Annotated in this window: 10 protein-coding genes and 3 pseudogenes; 9 read left to right on the top strand and 4 right to left on the bottom strand. The window is 67.6% G+C overall.

Going from position 1 to position 16,870, the window contains the following annotated elements; all coding sequences use genetic code 11:
• Nucleotides 1-193 precede the first annotated feature (193 nt).
• Nucleotides 194-2,482: an NADP-dependent malic enzyme gene (locus tag LK409_RS02020; protein ID WP_010927707.1), complete on the bottom strand. Its 2,289-nt coding sequence runs from the start codon at nucleotides 2,480-2,482 to the stop codon at nucleotides 194-196.
• A gap of 141 nt (nucleotides 2,483-2,623) precedes the next feature.
• Between LK409_RS02020 and LK409_RS02025 the strand changes: the two genes are divergently transcribed.
• The 6 genes and pseudogenes from LK409_RS02025 to LK409_RS02050 all read left to right on the top strand — a co-directional run bounded on the left by LK409_RS02025 (nucleotide 2,624) and on the right by LK409_RS02050 (nucleotide 10,691).
• A complete protein-coding gene (locus tag LK409_RS02025) occupies nucleotides 2,624-3,595 on the top strand; it encodes a LysR substrate-binding domain-containing protein (protein ID WP_076879796.1) in 972 nt (323 codons plus the stop codon).
• Nucleotides 3,596-3,847: 252 nt separating this feature from the next.
• On the top strand, nucleotides 3,848-4,789 hold the full coding sequence (locus tag LK409_RS02030) for an ABC transporter permease (protein WP_003808548.1): 942 nt from the start codon (nucleotides 3,848-3,850) through the stop codon (nucleotides 4,787-4,789).
• A complete protein-coding gene (locus tag LK409_RS02035) occupies nucleotides 4,789-5,622 on the top strand; it encodes an ABC transporter permease (protein ID WP_003808549.1) in 834 nt (277 codons plus the stop codon). The genes LK409_RS02030 and LK409_RS02035 overlap by 1 nt, the downstream gene beginning before the upstream one ends.
• Before the next feature lie 3 nt (nucleotides 5,623-5,625).
• Entirely contained in the window at nucleotides 5,626-7,476 is a 1,851-nt protein-coding gene (locus tag LK409_RS02040) for a dipeptide ABC transporter ATP-binding protein (RefSeq protein ID WP_010927709.1), read from the top strand.
• Between the two features lie 68 nt (nucleotides 7,477-7,544).
• A pseudogene (locus tag LK409_RS02045) lies at nucleotides 7,545-9,136 on the top strand (ABC transporter substrate-binding protein).
• 18 nt (nucleotides 9,137-9,154) lie between these two features.
• Nucleotides 9,155-10,691: pseudogene (locus tag LK409_RS02050) on the top strand (M81 family metallopeptidase).
• Between the two features lie 93 nt (nucleotides 10,692-10,784).
• On the opposite strand, the gene LK409_RS02055 reads toward LK409_RS02050, so the two are convergent.
• Complete coding sequence (locus LK409_RS02055; protein WP_003808557.1) at nucleotides 10,785-11,726, bottom strand: LysR family transcriptional regulator; 942 nt, start codon at nucleotides 11,724-11,726, stop codon at nucleotides 10,785-10,787.
• A 144-nt stretch (nucleotides 11,727-11,870) separates the two neighbouring features.
• Here LK409_RS02055 and LK409_RS02060 point away from each other — a divergent pair, with 144 nt between their 5' ends.
• On the top strand, nucleotides 11,871-12,635 hold the full coding sequence (locus tag LK409_RS02060; RefSeq protein ID WP_226376503.1) for a hypothetical protein: 765 nt from the start codon (nucleotides 11,871-11,873) through the stop codon (nucleotides 12,633-12,635).
• 60 nt (nucleotides 12,636-12,695) lie between these two features.
• On the opposite strand, the pseudogene LK409_RS22750 reads toward LK409_RS02060, so the two are convergent.
• A pseudogene (locus tag LK409_RS22750) lies at nucleotides 12,696-13,198 on the bottom strand (SRPBCC family protein).
• Nucleotides 13,195-13,533: an ArsR/SmtB family transcription factor gene (locus LK409_RS02070; RefSeq protein WP_003808563.1), complete on the bottom strand. Its 339-nt coding sequence runs from the start codon at nucleotides 13,531-13,533 to the stop codon at nucleotides 13,195-13,197. The pseudogene LK409_RS22750 and the gene LK409_RS02070 overlap by 4 nt, the downstream one beginning before the upstream one ends.
• Nucleotides 13,534-13,961: 428 nt before the next feature.
• On the opposite strand from LK409_RS02070, the gene LK409_RS02075 reads away from it, so the two are divergent.
• Together LK409_RS02075 and LK409_RS02080 are read left to right on the top strand one after the other, a co-directional pair.
• On the top strand, nucleotides 13,962-16,481 hold the full coding sequence (locus LK409_RS02075) for an AsmA family protein (protein ID WP_010927710.1): 2,520 nt from the start codon (nucleotides 13,962-13,964) through the stop codon (nucleotides 16,479-16,481).
• Nucleotides 16,478-16,864 carry an MOSC N-terminal beta barrel domain-containing protein gene (locus tag LK409_RS02080; RefSeq protein WP_010927711.1) on the top strand — a complete coding sequence of 129 codons (387 nt, stop codon included), beginning with the start codon at nucleotides 16,478-16,480 and terminating at the stop codon, nucleotides 16,862-16,864. The genes LK409_RS02075 and LK409_RS02080 overlap by 4 nt, the downstream gene beginning before the upstream one ends.
• Nucleotides 16,865-16,870: the final 6 nt, after the last annotated feature.

The raw sequence follows: 16,870 nt of genomic DNA on the forward strand, positions 1-16,870 counted from the left end.
TGCAATGTGCGGGAAAGAAGCAAGGCAAGGAACGCGACGAGGGCGCGCCCGGAACGTCGGCGAGGACGCGCTATTTGCGGGCGGGAATGGCGGGGAGGGGCGCGGCGTCGGCGGCCGGCGGCGGTGCGCGGCTGGCGGGGCCGCGTGAAGGGGGGAGAGGGGGCGGCAGCCCTGGCGCTGCCGCCCCGCCGTCTTACTGCGGGCGGTTGGCGTCCAGCACGCAGAGCGCCGCCATGTTGATGATGCGGCGCACGGTGGCGCTGGAGGTGACGATGTGCACCGGCGCGTTGGCGCCCAGCAGGATGGGACCGACCGCCACGTTCTTGCCGGCCACCGTCTTGAGCAGGTTGTAGGCGATGTTGCCGGAGTCCACGTTGGGGCACACCAGCAGGTTGGCCGAACCCTTCAGGGGAGAGTCGGGCAGCAGGCGCAGGCGCAGCGATTCGTCCAGGGCGCAGTCGCCGTGCATCTCGCCGTCGATCTCCAGGCCGGGGGCCTGGCGGTTGACCAGCTCCAGCGCGTGGCGCATTTTGGCGCCCGAGGCCGAGCTGCCCGAGCCGAAGTTCGAGCGCGACAGCAGCGCCACCTTGGGCGCCAGGCCCAGGCGCTGCATTTCCTCGGCGGCCGCCACGGTGTACTCGGCGATCTGCTCGGCGCTGGGGTCTTCATTGACGTGCGTGTCCACCAGGGCCACGGTGCGCTCGTCCAGCAGCAGGATGTTCATCGCCGCGTAGGTGGTGGCGCCGGGCTTTCTGCCGATGACCTGGTCGATGAAGCGCAGGTGGTCGTGGAAGCCGCTGACCGCGCCGCAGATCATGCCGTCGGCGTCGCCCAGGTGCACCATCATGGCGCCGATCAGGGTCAGGCGGCGGCGCATTTCCACGCGCGCCATCTCCTTGGTGATGCCGTTGCGGCACATCAGCTCCCAATACGTCGTCCAGTACTGGTGGAAGCGCTCGTCGTATTCCGGGTTGCAGACCTCGACGTCCTGGCCCAGGCGCAGGCGCAGGCCGAATTTCTCGATGCGCGACAGCAGCACCTGGGGGCGGCCCACCAGGATGGGCTTGGCGACTTTCTCGTCGACGATGACCTGCACGGCGCGCAGCACGCGCTCGTCCTCGCCCTCGGTGAACACGATGCGGGCCCGTCCGCCGTCGCGCACGATCTGCTTGGCCTGCGAGAACAGCGGCTTCATGAAGGCGCCGGAGTGGTAGACGAACTGCTGCAGCTGCTCGGCGTAGGCGTCCAGGTCGGCGATGGGACGCGTGGCCACGCCGCCCTCCATGGCCGCCTTGGCCACCGCCGGCGCGATGCGCACGATCAGGCGCGGATCGAACGGCTTGGGAATCAGGTAGTCGCGGCCAAACGAAATGTCATAGGTGCCGTAGGCCGCGGCCACGACCTCGTTCTGTTCTTCGCGCGCCAGGCTGGCGATGGCCAGGACCGCCGCCTTTTCCATCTCGCGCGTGATCGTGGTCGCGCCCACGTCCAGCGCGCCGCGGAAGATGTACGGAAAGCACAGCACGTTGTTGACCTGGTTCGGGTAGTCCGAACGGCCGGTGGCCATGATGATGTCGTCGCGCACTGCGTGCGCGGCCTCGGGCAGGATCTCGGGGTTGGGGTTGGCCAGCGCCAGAATCAGCGGGTTGGCCGCCATGGTGGCCACCATCTCGGGCTTGAGCACGTTGCCGGCCGACAGGCCCAGGAACACGTCCGCGCCCTCGATCACCTCGGCCAGGGTGCGGGCCTCGGTCGGCTGCGCATAGCGCGCCTTGTCCGGGTCCATCAGGGCGGTGCGGCCCTGGTAGACGGCGCCTTCGATGTCGGTGACCCAGATATGCTCCAGCGGCAGTCCCAGGTCCACCAGCAAGTCCAGGCAGGCCAGGGCGGCGGCGCCGGCGCCCGAGGTCACCAGCTTGACGTCCTCGATGCGCTTGCCGGCCACGGCCAGGCCGTTGACCACGGCCGCGCATACGGTGATGGCGGTGCCGTGCTGGTCGTCGTGGAACACCGGGATCTTCATGCGCTCGCGCAGCTTGCGCTCGACCGTGAAGCACTCCGGCGCCTTGATGTCTTCCAGGTTGATGCCGCCGAAGGTGGCTTCCAGTCCGGCGATGATCTCCACCAGCTTGTCCGGGTCGGTCTCGTTGATCTCGATGTCGAACACGTCCAGCCCGGCGAACTTCTTGAACAGCACCGCCTTGCCTTCCATCACCGGCTTGGAGGCCAGCGCGCCGATGTTGCCCAGCCCCAGCACCGCCGTGCCGTTGGTGATCACGCCCACCAGGTTGCCCCGCCCGGTGTAGCGGAACACATTGGCCGGGTCCTCGACGATCTCCTCGCAGGCGGCGGCCACGCCCGGCGAGTAGGCCAGGCTGAGGTCGCGCTGCGTGACCAGCGGCTTGGTGGCCGTGACCGAGATTTTTCCGGGATGCGGATAGGCGTGGTAGTCCAGTGCGGCTTGGCGGTCGGTGTCTTTCATGTCGTCCTCGAAGGGTGGCGGCGCCGGTGTGCGGCGCCCGGCCTGTTACGCATGGCCCATTCTAGGCACAAGATATAAGCAAACTATTTTGTTTTAAGATATAGGCATAACTTTTAAGTGATATTACTGCGTTCCGTCCCTATGACTGGTTCTCCTTCCGTCGACGCCGCCGAGATCGTCCGCCGGCTCACTTCGCGCCTGAAAATGCGCCACCTGCAGTTGCTGCTGCACGTGCGGCAGCTGGGATCGCTGACGCGCGTCGCGCAGCAGTTGTCCACCAGCCAGCCGGCGGTCACCAATGCCCTGGCCGAACTGGAGGACATGTTCGGGGCGCCGCTGTTCCAGCGCACCGCGCGCGGCATGACGCCCACGCCGCTGGGCCTGGTGGTGCTGGCCCGCGCCGAGGCCATCATCCACGACCTGCGCCATCTGGTGGACGACATGGGGGCATCCGCGTCGGGCTACACGGCGCGCCTGCACCTGGGCGTGACGCCGTTTGTCTCCAGCCGCCTGATCGCTGCGGCCATCGGGCGCGCGCAGCGCGCCGACCATCGGCTGGCCGCCAGCGTGCACGACGGCATCAGCGGCAAGCTGCTGGCCGGCCTGCGCGACCACAGCCTGGATGTGGTGGTGGCGCGGGCCGGCCCGGCGCTGGACGTCGAGGGCATTGTCTTCGAGCCGCTGTACGTGCAGCAGCCGCGCCTGATCGCCAGCCGCCGGCTGGCCGCGCGGCTGGCCCGCCGCGCGCTCGACTGGAGCGCCCTGGCCGAGCTCGACTGGATCCTGGGCGTGCCGCAGACCGCCATGCGCGACCAGGTCGCCAGCCTGTTCATGCAGGCCGGCATCCGGCCGCCCGCCACCACCACCGAATGCCATTCGGCCAAGCTGATCGGCGAACTGATCGCCGCCAGCGACCGGGCCCTGTCGATCGTGCCGGCCGACATCGCCGACGAACTGGTCAGCGTGGCCGGCGTGGCCATCGTGCCGTTCTCGTTCACCTGGCACCTGCCGCCGATCGCCGTATTCATGCGCCACGAAAGCCAGGGCAGCGCGCCCCACCGGCTGTTCGCCGAGGCCCTGCGCGAAGAGTGCCGGCACGCCCGGGCCGGCTGAACAGGGCGTTTCCCTGGTCCGCGCGCATAGGGGGATACCCTAGGCGACGGCCGCCCCCTGTCCACGCGTGCCCAGCGCTGGCAAGGCTTTGCATGAGAGTTCTAATAAAGGCAATGCTTTTTTAAGAATATTGATATGGTTGGAATGCTCCCCCCCTATCTAGAATGCGCCGCAGGTCGTTGCGGCCCGGCGTGCCCGGTCCGCGCCGACAGCGGCCGGGCCGATGGCCCGTTCTCACTGGAAGGGGATTCAATGCTTTCGTACACATTGCGACGGCTGCTCATGACCTTGCCCGTCATGCTGTTCGTCGCGCTGTTCGTCTTCGGCCTGCTGGACCTCGCGCCCGGCGACCCGGCCGCCCTGCTGGCCGGCGAGGACGCCACGCCGCAGGACATCGCGCGCATCCGCGCCACCCTGGGCCTGGACCAGCCGTTCCTGCAGCGCTTCGCGGAATGGGGCTGGAACGTGCTGCATGGCGACCTGGGCACCTCGCTGTTCACCGGCCTGCCGGTCAGCCACATGATCGGCCAGCGGCTCGTTCCCACGTTTTCGCTGATGCTGATGACGCTGCTCGTCTCGGTCGTGATCGCCATCCCCATCGGCGCGCTGGCGGCCTGGAAGCACAACCGCCTGCAGGACCGCGGCATCATGGTCCTGGCGGTGTTCAGCTTCTCCGTGCCGTCGTTCGCGGTGGGCTACCTGCTGGCGTGGATCTTCGGCCTGCAGCTGCGCTGGTTCCCGGTGCAGGGCTATGTGCCGCTGGCCACCGGTTTCTGGGCCTCGGTGCACACCCTGGTGCTGCCCGCCCTGGCGCTGGGCAGCGTCTACGTGGCGCTGATTACCCGCATCACGCGCGCCACGCTGCTCGAAACCCTGTCGCAGGACTACATCCGCACGGCGCGCGCCAAGGGCGTGGGCAACCGCGGCCTGCTGTTCCGGCACGCCCTCAAGAACGCGGCCGTGCCCATCATCACCGTCATCGGCAGCGGCGTGGCCCTGCTGATCAGCGGCACCGTGGTGACGGAAACCGTGTTCTCCATCCCCGGGCTGGGCCGGCTGGTGGTCGACGCCATCCTGCGGCGCGACTACCCGGTCATCCAGGGGGTGATCCTGCTGTTCAGCTTCATGTACGTGCTGGTCAACCTGCTGGTCGATCTGCTCTATCGCGCCTTCGACCCGAGGATCAAATACTGATGAGCAATATTGCCGGTTTTCTCAAGCGCCACCCGACCACGGCGGTGGGCGGCGGGCTGCTCCTGCTGCTGTTCCTGATGGCGGTCTGCGCGCCCTGGCTGGGCACGGTGGACCCCACCGCGCTCTCGCCCATCCACCGCACCCGCGCGCCGAGCGAACAGTTCTGGTTCGGTACCGACCTGCTCGGCCGCGACGTGTACTCGCGCGTGATCTACGGCGCCCGCGTCTCGCTGATCGTGGGGTTCACCGTCGCCGCGCTGTCGACCGTGATCGGCGTGGTGATCGGCCTGGCCGCGGGTTTCGTGCGCTGGGTCGATGCGGTGGTCATGCGGATCATGGACGGCTTCATGTCGATTCCCACCATCCTGCTGGCGATCGCGCTGATCGCGCTGACCCGCGCCTCGCTGCAGAACGTCATCATCGCGATCACCATCGCCGAAGTGCCGCGCGTGGTGCGCCTGGTGCGCGGGCTGGTGCTGTCGCTGCGCGAGCAGCCGTATGTCGAGGCGGCGGTGGCCGCGGGCGCCAGCCGCCTGCGCATCGTCGCGCGGCATATCTTCCCCAACACGTTGGCCGCCCTGATGGTGCAGGCCACCTACATCTGCGGCGTGGCCATCCTGGCCGAGGCCAGCCTGTCGTTCATCGGCGCGGGCGTGCCGCCGTCGGTGCCGTCGTGGGGCAACATCATGGCCGAAGGCCGGGCGTTGTGGCAGATCAAGCCGCATCTTATCGCCTTCCCCGCGGTGTTCCTGTCCATCACGATCCTGGCGATCAACATGCTGGGCGACGGGTTGCGCGATGCGGTCGACCCGCGCATGGCCAAGAGGATCTGATCGATGACCACAACGACGACACAAAGCCGGCGCGTGCTGGAGCTGGAAAACCTCTCGATCGCCTTCGGCCGCGGCGCCCATACGTTTCACGCCGTCAAGTCGCTGAGCCTGCACGTGGACCGCGGCGAGACGCTGGCCATCGTGGGCGAATCGGGTTCGGGCAAATCGGTGACCTCGCTGGCGGTGATGCGCCTGGTCGAGTTCGGCGGCGGACGCATCGAAAGCGGGCGCATGACCTTCTATCGCGGCGCGGGCGAGGCGGTGGACCTGGCGGCCGCCTCCGAGGACAGCATGCGCGCCATGCGCGGCAACGACCTGGGCATGATCTTCCAGGAGCCCATGACCTCGCTCAATCCGGTGTTCACCGTGGGCGCGCAGATCGTGGAGGCCATCCGCCTGCACCAGGCCTGCGACGCCAGGGCGGCGCAGGCGGCGGCCAAGCGCATCCTGGACCAGGTGCGCATTCCCGATTCGGCCAGCATCCTGGGCCGCTACCCGCACGAGCTGTCGGGCGGCATGCGCCAGCGGGTCATGATCGCCATGGCCCTGTCCTGCAAGCCGGCGCTGCTGATCGCCGACGAGCCGACCACGGCGCTGGACGTGACGATCCAGGCGCAGATCCTGCAGCTGATCCGCGAACTGCAGCGCGAGATGGACATGGGCGTGATCTTCATCACGCACGACATGGGCGTGGTGGCCGAAGTGGCCGATCGCGTGCTGGTGATGCGCAAGGGCGACGTGGTCGAGAACAACGACGTGCACGGCCTGTTCAATGCGCCCAGCCATCCCTACACCAAGGCGCTGATGGCGGCGGTGCCGCGCCTGGGCGCCATGCAGGGCACGACGGCGCCGGCGCGCTTCGCGCTGCTGAGCGACGCGCAGGCCCGCCACGAGGCCGAGCCGCCCGCCGTGGCGCCATCGGACAAGGTGGTGCTGCGGGTGCGCGACCTGGTGACGCGCTTCGATGTGCGCGGCGGCATTTTCGCGCGGGTCAAGAAGCGCGTGCATGCCGTCGAACAGGTCAGCTTCGACCTGCATGCCGGCGAAACCCTGTCGCTGGTGGGCGAGTCGGGCTGCGGCAAGACATCGACCGGCCGGTCCCTGCTCAGGCTGGCCAAGACCACGCGCGGCCAGATCGAGTTCGACGGCAAGCCGGTGCGCCAGGAGGATCCCGCCTCGCTGCGCGCCCTGCGCCGCAACATGCAGTTCGTATTCCAGGATCCGTTCGCCTCGCTCAACCCGCGCATGCGCGTGGGCGATTGCGTCAAGGAGCCCATGCTGATCCACAACCTGTACAGCGGGGCGCAGGCCGACCGCAGGGCGGCCGAGCTGTTCGAGCGGGTCGGCCTGGACGCGGCCATGATGCAGCGCTGGCCGCACGAGTTCTCCGGCGGGCAGCGGCAGCGCATCTGCATTGCGCGCGCGCTGTCGGTCGATCCCAAGGTGCTGATCGCCGACGAGTCGGTGTCGGCGCTGGACGTGTCGATCCAGGCGCAGATCGTCAACCTGCTGATCGACCTGCAGCGCGACCTGGGCGTGAGCTATCTGTTCATCTCGCACGACATGGCGGTGGTCGAGCGGATCAGCCACCGGGTAGCGGTGATGTACCTGGGCCAGATCGTCGAGATCGGCCCGCGCCAGGCCATCTTCGAGAACCCGCAGCACCCCTATACGAAGAAATTGATGCAGGCCGTGCCGATCGCCGACCCCGGCGCGCGGCGCAGCATCACGCTCGAACTGAGCGAGTTGCCCAGCCCGGCCCGGCCGGTGGGCGACGAGCCCGTCGTCAAGCCGCTGGAGCAGGTCGGACCGGGGCATTTCGTGGCGCGGCACCGCATCGGCGGCGCGTATTAGGGCTGGCGGGCGTCCGTCGGGACGCCGCCCGGCCCGGGATCGTTTTTCCTTTATCTGGGAGATAGACAATGGATCGTAGAAGTTTCCTGCTGGCTTCCTCCGCTACGGCGGCCGCCTGGGCCTTGCCCGGCATGTCCTGGGCCGCGCCGGGCAAGAGCGCGTTCCGCTGGGTGCCGCAGGCCGACCTGGCGCTGCTGGACCCGATGTTCACCACCGTGGCGATGACCCAGGTGCACGCGCAACTGGTGTTCGACACCTTGTTCGGCCTGGATTCGCAGTACCTGCCCAGCCCGCAGATGGCCGCCGGCCATACCAGCGAAAACGATGGCCTGCTGTGGAAGATCACCCTGCGCGACGGCCTGGCGTTCCATGACGGCTCGCCGGTGCGGGCGCAGGATGCCGTGGCCAGCATCAAGCGCTGGTCCAAGCGCGACCTGATGGGCCGTTCGCTGATGCAGGCGACCGAGTCGCTGACCGCGCTCGATGACAAGACGATCCAGTTCAAGCTGAGCAAGCCTTTCCCGCTCATCCTGCACGCGCTGGGCCGTCAGTCCGGCAACATGGCGTGCATCATGCCCGAGCGCCTGGCCTCGCAGCCGGAAACCGAGGCGGTCAAGGAAATGGTGGGCAGCGGCCCGTTCACCTTCGCGGCCGCGAAATGGGTGTCCGGCTCGCGCGTGGTGTACGAGAAGTTCGCCGGTTACGTGCCGCGCAAGGACGACCGCAAGCCCGACTTCGCCGCCGGTCCGAAGATCGCCCATGTCGACGAAGTGCACTGGCACATCATCCCCGACCGCGCCACCGCCATCGCCGCGCTGCAGGCCAACGAGGTCGATGGCGTCGAGATGGTCGACAGCGACTTCCTGCCCATCCTGACCCAGGACCCCAACATCAAGCTGGTCAAGCGCAGCCTGCCCACCATAGGCGTGATGCGCTTCAACCACCTGCATGCGCCGTTCAACAACGTGGAAATCCGCCGCGCGGTGCTCAGCGTGGTGAATCAGACCGAATACATGACCGCCATGAACGGCGCCGATTTCCCGGAGTACTGGAGCGACCGCTGCGGCGTGTTCGTGCCCGGCTCGCCGATGGACAGCGACGCCGGCATGGAGAAGCTGACCGGCAAGCGCGATATCGAGAAGGCGCGCGCCGCCATCAAGGCCGCCGGCTACAACGGCGAGAAGGTGGTGCTGCTCGATCCGGTCGATTTTCCCACCTGGCACGCCGCCGCGCTGGTGACGGCCGACCTGTTCAAGCGCCTGGGCTTCAACGTGGACCTGCAGACCATGGACTGGGGCACCGCCGTGCAGCGCCGCAACAACCAGGAGCCCGTGTCGGCCGGCGGCTGGAGCGTGGCGTTCACCGGCAATACCGGCCCGAACAACCTGGATCCGGCCGGCCACCTGCCCATGCGCGGCAACGGCAAGCAGGCCTGGTTCGGCTGGCCCACCAGCGAGCGCCTGGAGCAGCTGCGCATCGACTGGTCAACGCGCCCGACCTGGACGCGCAGAAGAAGATCTGCCGCGAGATCCAGCTGCAAGTGTTCGAGGACGTGCCGTACATTCCGCTGGGCGCCACCTATCCGGTCTCGGCCCTGCGCAGCGAATGGAAGGATTTCCAGCCCCAGATGTCGCTGTTCTACACGCTGCACAAGGCTTGAGCGGAACCGGAGATTTTCATGAGCAGTAACGCCCCGAAAGTGGCCATCCTCGGTTTCCACCTGGAGTCCAACGCCTTTTCCCCGCTGTCCGTCGAGGCGGACTTCCTGGCGCAATGCTGGGAGCAGGGCGAGGACATCACGCGGCTGGCGCGCGGCGCCAGCCGCCTGCCCAGCGAAGTGCCGGGTTTCTATGCCCGCATGGACGAGCTGGGCGCGTGGACGCCGGCGCCCCTGATCGTGATCGGCGCGCCGCCGGGCGGTCCGGCCAGCGCCGGTGTGTGGCGGCGTTTCCTGGCGGAAGCCGAGACGCGCCTGCGGGCGGCCTTGCCGGTCGATGCCGTGTACGTGGCCAATCACGGGGCGTCCTCCGCCGAGGGGCAGGACGATACCGAAGGCGAGCTGATGGGCCGGCTGCGGGCCATCGTCGGCCCGGGGGTGCCCATCGTCGCCAGCCACGACCTGCATTGCAATGTGTCCGAGCAGACCGTGCAGGCGCTCGACGGGCTGATCTCCTATCGCACCAATCCCCACGTCGACCAGCGCGAGCGCGCCGCGGACGCGGCCGATATGATCCACGAGATCCTGGGCGGCACGCGCATGGTGTCGGCCTATGTGCGGCTGCCCCTGACGCCGCCGTCGGTGACCTTGTTGACTTCCAGCGGTCCCTATGCCGATCTGGTGGCGCTGGGCGCCTCGTTGATCCAGAAGCCGGACGAAGGCCCCATCGCCAATGTCTCGGTGTGTTCGGGGTTCGTGTTTTCGGACCTGCCCAAGTGCGGCCTGACGATCACCGTCACCGCGCGCGGCGACCTGCAGGCCGCGCGCCGCGCGGCGCTGCGGATCGCGCGGGCCGGCTGGGCCGATCGCAAGCGCTACGTGGCCAACACGGTCGAGGTGGCGCGCGCGGTCGAGCTGGCGCGCGCCGCGGGCCAGCCCCTGTTGTTCGCCGACGTGGCCGACAACCCGGGCGGCGGCGGCGGCGGCAACACGGCCTGGCTGCTGCGGGCTTTCCACGAAGCGCGCATTCCCGGCGTGGTGCTGGGCGTGTTCGTCGATCCGGAACTGGCCGCGCAAGCCGCGCAGCTGGGCGAAGGCGCCGAGTTCGACGCGGTGTTCAACCGCATCGAAACCGACTATGCGCGGCGCTATCAGGCGCGCGCGCGTGCTCAGGCTGACCGACGGCGAGGGCATGGGGCGGCGCGGCATCCTGCGCGGCCGCAAGTTCTCGCTGGGGGCGTCCTGCCTGCTGGAGCTGGTCGACTCGGGCATGCGCGTGGTGGTGGGCAGCCTGCGCCGGCAACTGGCCGAGCCGGCCATGCTGGAGATGCACGGTATCGACATCGCGCGGGCCGGGCATGTGGTGGTCAAGAGCCGCGGGCACTACCGCGCGGGGTTCGACGAGTTCTTCCCGGACGATCGCATCCACGACGTCGACAGCCTGGGCCTGACCACGCCCAACCTCAAGCAGATCGCCTTCAAGCGCCTGCCGCGGCCGGTCTGGCCGCTGGACGACGCGGCCGCCTGGCAGGAGCCGGACTGGGCCGAGGGGCTGTAGCGGCGTTCGCGCCGCGGGCGACTGTGCGGGGTGCCTGTCCCCGCGGGGACAGGCACCCGGGCCTCTCCGCGGGGACAGGCACCCTTGCACCCTTCACAGCGCGCCCGAGCCGCGCCCGGCGGCCAGCCAGGCCGGGTCGGCGTAGGAGGCGTCGATGCGCGAGGCCAGCGCCTGCACGAAGCGCCCGACGCTGGCGGGCAGTTGCCGGCCGGCCATGGTCTGGATGTGCATGATGCGCTGGTGCAGCTCGCTGTTGGCCATGGGGATGGACACCAGCTCGCCGCGCTCGGTGGGCGTCATGACGGTCAGGTCGCCCGAGAAGCTGATCGCGCCCCATTGCTGGCAGCAGGTCTGGATAGCGCCCTGGTTGTTGCAGGTCATCGCGATGTTCAGTTCGATCTTTTCATGCATGCAGCACAGGTCGATGAAGAAGCGATTGGTGCTGCCCGGCCCCATCAGCACCACCGGATAGTCGCCGATGTCCTGCATGGACAGCATGTCGCGGCCGGCCAGCGGGTGCTGCGGCGCCATCACGGCGAACAGCGGCATGCGGCGCGCGTATTGCACGTGCACATCCTGCGGCGGGGCCAGGTTGTAGCTCAGGCCGATATCGTCCTCGCCCTCGCGCACGCGGCGGTTGATCTCGGACGACTGCAGGATATTCAGCTCGAAGCGCACCGTCGGTTCGATTTCGCGGAACTCGCCGATGACGCGTGGCAGCAGCTCGCGGCCGAACGCCTGGTTGGCCGAGACGCGGATCAGTTTCTGCCCGATCTGGCTCAGCTCGCGGATCTCCGCGCGGGCCCGCTCGGCGTCCAGCGAGGCGCGCCGCGCATAGGCCTTGAGCAATTGGCCGGCCTCGGTCAGCACCATGCCGCGCGCGTGGCGCTCGAACAGCTGGGCCTGGTGCTCGTCCTCCAGTTTGCGCACCATGCGGCTGACCGCCGACGGGGCGACATGCAGCTTCTGCGCGGCCAGGGTCAGCGAGCCGGCGTCGACGACTTCCAGAAAATAGCGTAGGGCGGTATTGAGCATAATGAAGGCATATTATGCGGATACCGATTTTCGGTGCGGTAAACTTGTCCGGATATTCAAGCGCAAAATGTGATTGCGCCGCCGCTCGCGAGACACGCGCGAGTTTGTCGATGGCCGCGGCGCGCGATAAGCATATATATACGGATGATCAAGAAGCGATATTTGGCCACCGCCGTCGTGGCGCTGGCCGTAGCGGTCGCGGCGGCGCTGTATGCCCGCCAGGACGAGCCCGAACATTTCGACGAAGTCGTGTTGCAGTGCCTGGACGACCAGGCGATGAGCACGGTGCGGCGGACCGGCAGCGTCGACGGCATACTGCCCGCCTGCCAGCCCGAGTTGGCAGAGGTGCTGGGCGAGGACTTCGGGGCCGTCGACGAGCCCACGCTGCGCGCGGTGCTGGCGACGGTGGCTGCCGCCAATTTCGCCGAATATGGCAGCTCGTCCGCGGTCGCCTATGAGGCGATCGAGAAATCCCAGCACCTGAATTGCGGGAACCTGGTGTTCCTCATGGGTTATCTCTACGGCGGCCTGAAGGAAAAAGGCATACGTCCGATAGGCGTGGACGGCGGCGCGGTCGGCAACCACGCGCAGATCATGTACAAATCGGGTAATAACAGGTTGCTGCTCGATCCGACCACCGGCGTGGTCGCGGCGATTACCTTCAACAAGCTGATGAGCGGCCAGCCCGTGCCCGAGGAGCAGGTCAGGGTGTTCCGGGTCAAGGCCAAAACCATCGACTCTTTCCGCGACAGAGTCTATCGCGCGGTCGTCGGCGGCGGATATCTGCCTTCCGATTTGATGTACATGCACGAATCGCTCTGGGAGCTGAAAACCAAGGGCAGCAGTTCGGTGTACTTCACGCCTGGCGGCATCACGGTACGAAAGAAGTTGGCACAGGCCGCTGGATAATGTCGGGCGGCCCACGAAAAAGCCCTCCAGCGGAGGGCTTTTTTCTGAGGCGGCCGGTATTCAGCTTGCCTGCTGCATATTCCGGGCGTGCGCCACCAGCTGGTCCAGCGCCGCGCCCCAGCCGTCGTGGAAACCCATGTCGCTGTGCTGGCGGCAGCCGGCCTGCGTGCCATGCATGGCGGTGGCCGTGTAGCGCGTGCCCTGGTCGTGGGGTTCGATGCGGATGACGGCGGTGAAGGCCGGTACGTCGCCGCCGCCGCCGGCCGGAAGCCGGGCAGCAGGGCGTTGGTCCAGACCAGCCTGCTGCCTTCGACGATTTCCAGGTAGCAGCAGTCGTGGGTGTGTTCTTCGCCCTCGGGCGAGCGCATCACGAAACGGAAGCGTCCGCCTGGGCGCAGGTCTACGTCGCAGCGGACGGTCTGCCAGGGCGCCGGAGTAAGCCAGTGCTTGATGTGCTCGGGCTGGGTCCAGGCCTGCCAGACCAGGGCGGGCGGCACATCGATGGTGCGTTCGAGGACGAGGTCCAGCTTGGGGTCGGGCTGTGTGGAATGCTGTCGGGTCATCGCTTCTGCTCCTTCAGATCCTGTAGATACAGGTCGAGTTGGTCGAGGCGGCGCTCCCAGATCGCGCGTTGCCGGGTCATCCAGTGTTCCGCCATGCCCAGCGGTTGCGGCGCAAGGGTGTAGATGCGCACGCGGCCGCTTTTCCGGGATCGCACCAGGCCGCAGCGCTCGAGGACGTCCAGATGCTGCGAGAACGAAGGCAGGGCCATGTTGAATGGCCGCGCCAGTTCGCTCATGGCGGCGGACCCCTGGCACAGGCGCTCGAGTACGGCGCGCCGGGTAGGGTCGGACAGGGCCTGGAAGACCTGGCTGAGCTGGGCAGCTTGATTGGGCATGCCATCCAGTCTAGGGCGGCTCTTATACTTAGGTCAACACCTAAATATTGAACGACAGGCGATATCCAATGTCGTAGAAAAGTGCTTTCTTCTCGTCTGAAATATCAGCAAGAGCTTACTTCCGAGCGTCGCGGGATTCCCTTATGCTCGAACGGGTCGCGCGGCCAGGGGGCGCGAATGCGGGTTCGTTCCCTGATTTGTTACGATAGCGGTATTCCGGCGCACTGCGTCCGGACCTCAGGCTCGCCGACGTTCCACCCCCAATCGAAATCCTGCCCTGGCCCATGCTTGGCCATGGCGGGCGCCAGCCACCCGCCGCGCGGAGCAGGCGGATCGGGCAGGGCGGTGCGGGCGCGTATGCGACTGTCCGCTTCGGCGCGGCAGGCTTTCTCAGGAACATTCCAAGTCGAGGTCTCGACGGGGCAGCAATGAAAACGTGGTTCAAGCGAATTGTGATTGGCCTGGTGGTGTTGGTTGTCGTGGCCGTCGTCGGCCTGGCCATCTTTTTGCTGACATTCGATCCCAACGCCTACAAGTACAAGCTGGAAGAGGCGGTGCAGGCGCGTTATGAGCGCACGCTGAACATCGAAGGCGAGATCGAACTGTCGCTGTTTCCGCGCATAGGCCTGGCGGTGCAGGGGGTATCACTGTCCGAACCGAACAGCCCCGACGTCTTCGCCTCCATCGACAGCATGCGGCTGGCGGTGGCGGTGTGGCCGCTGCTGTCGAACAGCCTGGTGGTCGATCACGTCACCATCAACGGCTTCAAGGCGCGCGTCATCCGCGGCAAGGACGGCCATTTCAACTTCGAGAACCTGGTCGGCGGCTCGGTCCAGAGCACCGACGTGCCCGGCAACGCCGCCGAGGCCACCGCCGGCGCGATCACCGGCACGGCGCAGGCCATCGTCAACGGCACCGTCAGCACGCCCAAGAGCATGCAGATCGATATCGCCGGCCTGGACCTGAAGGATGGCGAGATCCAGCTGCAGGACGCCATGAGCGGCATGGCCGTGGCCATCACCAAGCTGAACGCGGCCACCGGCCGGGTGACCTATAACCAGCCGTTCGACGTCAGCCTGTCGGCGCGGGTCGAGGGCGGCAACCCGCGCGTGGACGCCGGCCTCACGGGCCAGGCGCAACTGACGCTCGATCCGCTGGCCAAGCGCTATGCGGCGCAGAGGCTGGACCTGCGCATGGAAGGGCGGCTGCCCGGCGCGCAGGCCAAGAGCCTGGCCGCGCGCGGCAATGTGGCGTTCAATGGCATGACCTCGTCGCTCGACGTGGCCGGCCTGGAAATCCTGTTCCAGGGCGATATCGTCGACACGGCCACCAAGCTGACCAATGTCGAGGCCAGCGTGGCGATGCCCAAGCTGGCCGTGGACCCGCATAAGACCGAGCTGCAGATCGACAAGCTGGCGGTGCGCGCCAAGGGCGCCATGCCCGGCGGCCCCTTCGAGCTGGCGGTCGACGCGCCCGCGCTGAACATTTCGCCCACCAACGCCAGCGGCGACGCCTTGAGCGGACGCGTGCGCACCCAGGAACTGGACGCCAGTTTCGGCCTGAACGGCATCAGCGGCAACGCTGGCGAGCTCGACATCAAGGAGGCGAAGCTGGACAGTACGCTCAAGCAGGGCGAGCGGGTGGTCAAGTCGGCGTTCGCCTCGCCGGTCACGCTGAACCTGCTGCAGCGCAGTATCGGCCTGTCGGCGCTCAAGGGCGACGTCAACATCACCGATCCCGGGTTGCCCAAGGGCAGCCTGCAGATCCCGGTCATCGGCAGCGTCAATGCCAACCTGCTCAAGGACCAGGCCAATGCCAGGATCAACGCCGTGCTCGAAGGCGGCAAGTTCGACCTGAGCGCCGATATCGTGGCGTTGTCGGCGGTGCCGCGCGTGACCTTCGCGCTGGCCGTCGATACGCTGGATCTCGACAAGCTGGCGCCGCCGGCAGGCGCCAGCGCGCCGCCCAAGCCGGCCGGCGATGGCAAGCAGGACGAATCCAAGCCGCCGGCCAAGCCGCAGCCCGCGCCGGCGCCGGCCGCGGCCGATGACAGCATCAACCTGTCGGGCCTGGTGGGGCCGACCGCCAGCGGCACCATCAAGATCGGCCAGCTCGTGATGCGCGGCCTGAAGGCCGAGCAGGTGGCGGCGAACATCAAGCTGGAAAAGGGCAAGCTGGACATCTCCACCCTGACCGCGGCGCTGTACGGCGGCAAGCTGGGCGGGGTGATGTCGGTGGACGCGGTCAACGGCAACCAGCTGGTGGCGAAGATGTCGCTGGCCGGCATCGCCATCCAGCCCCTGCTTTCCGACCTGGCCGGCAAGGACACCCTCAGCGGCACGGGCAGCCTGGCGTTCGACCTCAAGACGGCCGGCGCCAATACCTACGCCATGAAGAGCGGCCTGGCCGGCACCATGCAGGTGCGGCTGCGCGACGGCGCCATCAAGGGCATCAACGTGGCGCAGACGCTGCGCGAATTGAAGGCGATGTTCCGCGGCGAGGCGCACGACCCCACCGTGCAGGACGACCAGACCCGGCAGACCGATTTCACCTCGCTCGAAAGCGACCTGGTGTTCAACAAGGGCGTGGCCACCGTCAAGCGCCTGGACATGGCCGCGCCGCTGCTGCGCGTCAACCAGGGCAACCCGGCCAACATCGATTTCGTGCGCAGCGAGCTGGATTTCGTGGCACGCGTGCGCGTGGTCAACACGTCCACCGGCCAGGACGGCAAGGACCTGGCCGAACTGCGCAACCTGACCATCCCGCTGCTGATCACCGGCCCGTTCGACAAGCCCGTCTACACGCTGCAGTGGCGCGAAGTGGCCGGCGAAGCGCTCAAGCGCGGCCTGGAAAAGCAGCTCAAGGAAGCGCTGACCGGCGGCGAAGGCGCGTCCGGCAGTCCGGCGAAGAATATCGACAAGGCACTCAAGGGGATCCTGGGCAAATGAGCACCACCGCTTATCAACCCATCGCCGAATGCGGCGCAACCACGCAGTCCGAAGCGGCTGCCTACCAGAAGCGCTGGCTGGTGGCCAACGACGCGGGGCAGTGGCTCAACCGCGACCTGTGCCCGCGCCTGGCCGAGGTATCGGTCGAGCTGCGCATGGGTTACCTGGTATTGAAGGCGCCGGGCATGCTGCGGCTGGATATTCCGCTCGACGTGATCGAGGACGACGACAGCGTGCGCTACCAGATGCTGGTGGGCGAGCAGACGGTCGACGTGGTGGACGAAGGCGAGCTGGCGGCGGCGTGGATATCCAACCACGTGGGCGTGCCGTGCCGGATCCTGAAAGTGCACCCCGACATGGCCGAGGTGCGCTGGCCGTCGTAGGCCGCG

It is taken from the genome of Bordetella parapertussis (assembly GCF_020735925.1).
In the GTDB taxonomy this organism is placed as follows: Bacteria; Pseudomonadota; Gammaproteobacteria; order Burkholderiales; family Burkholderiaceae_B; genus Bordetella; species Bordetella pertussis.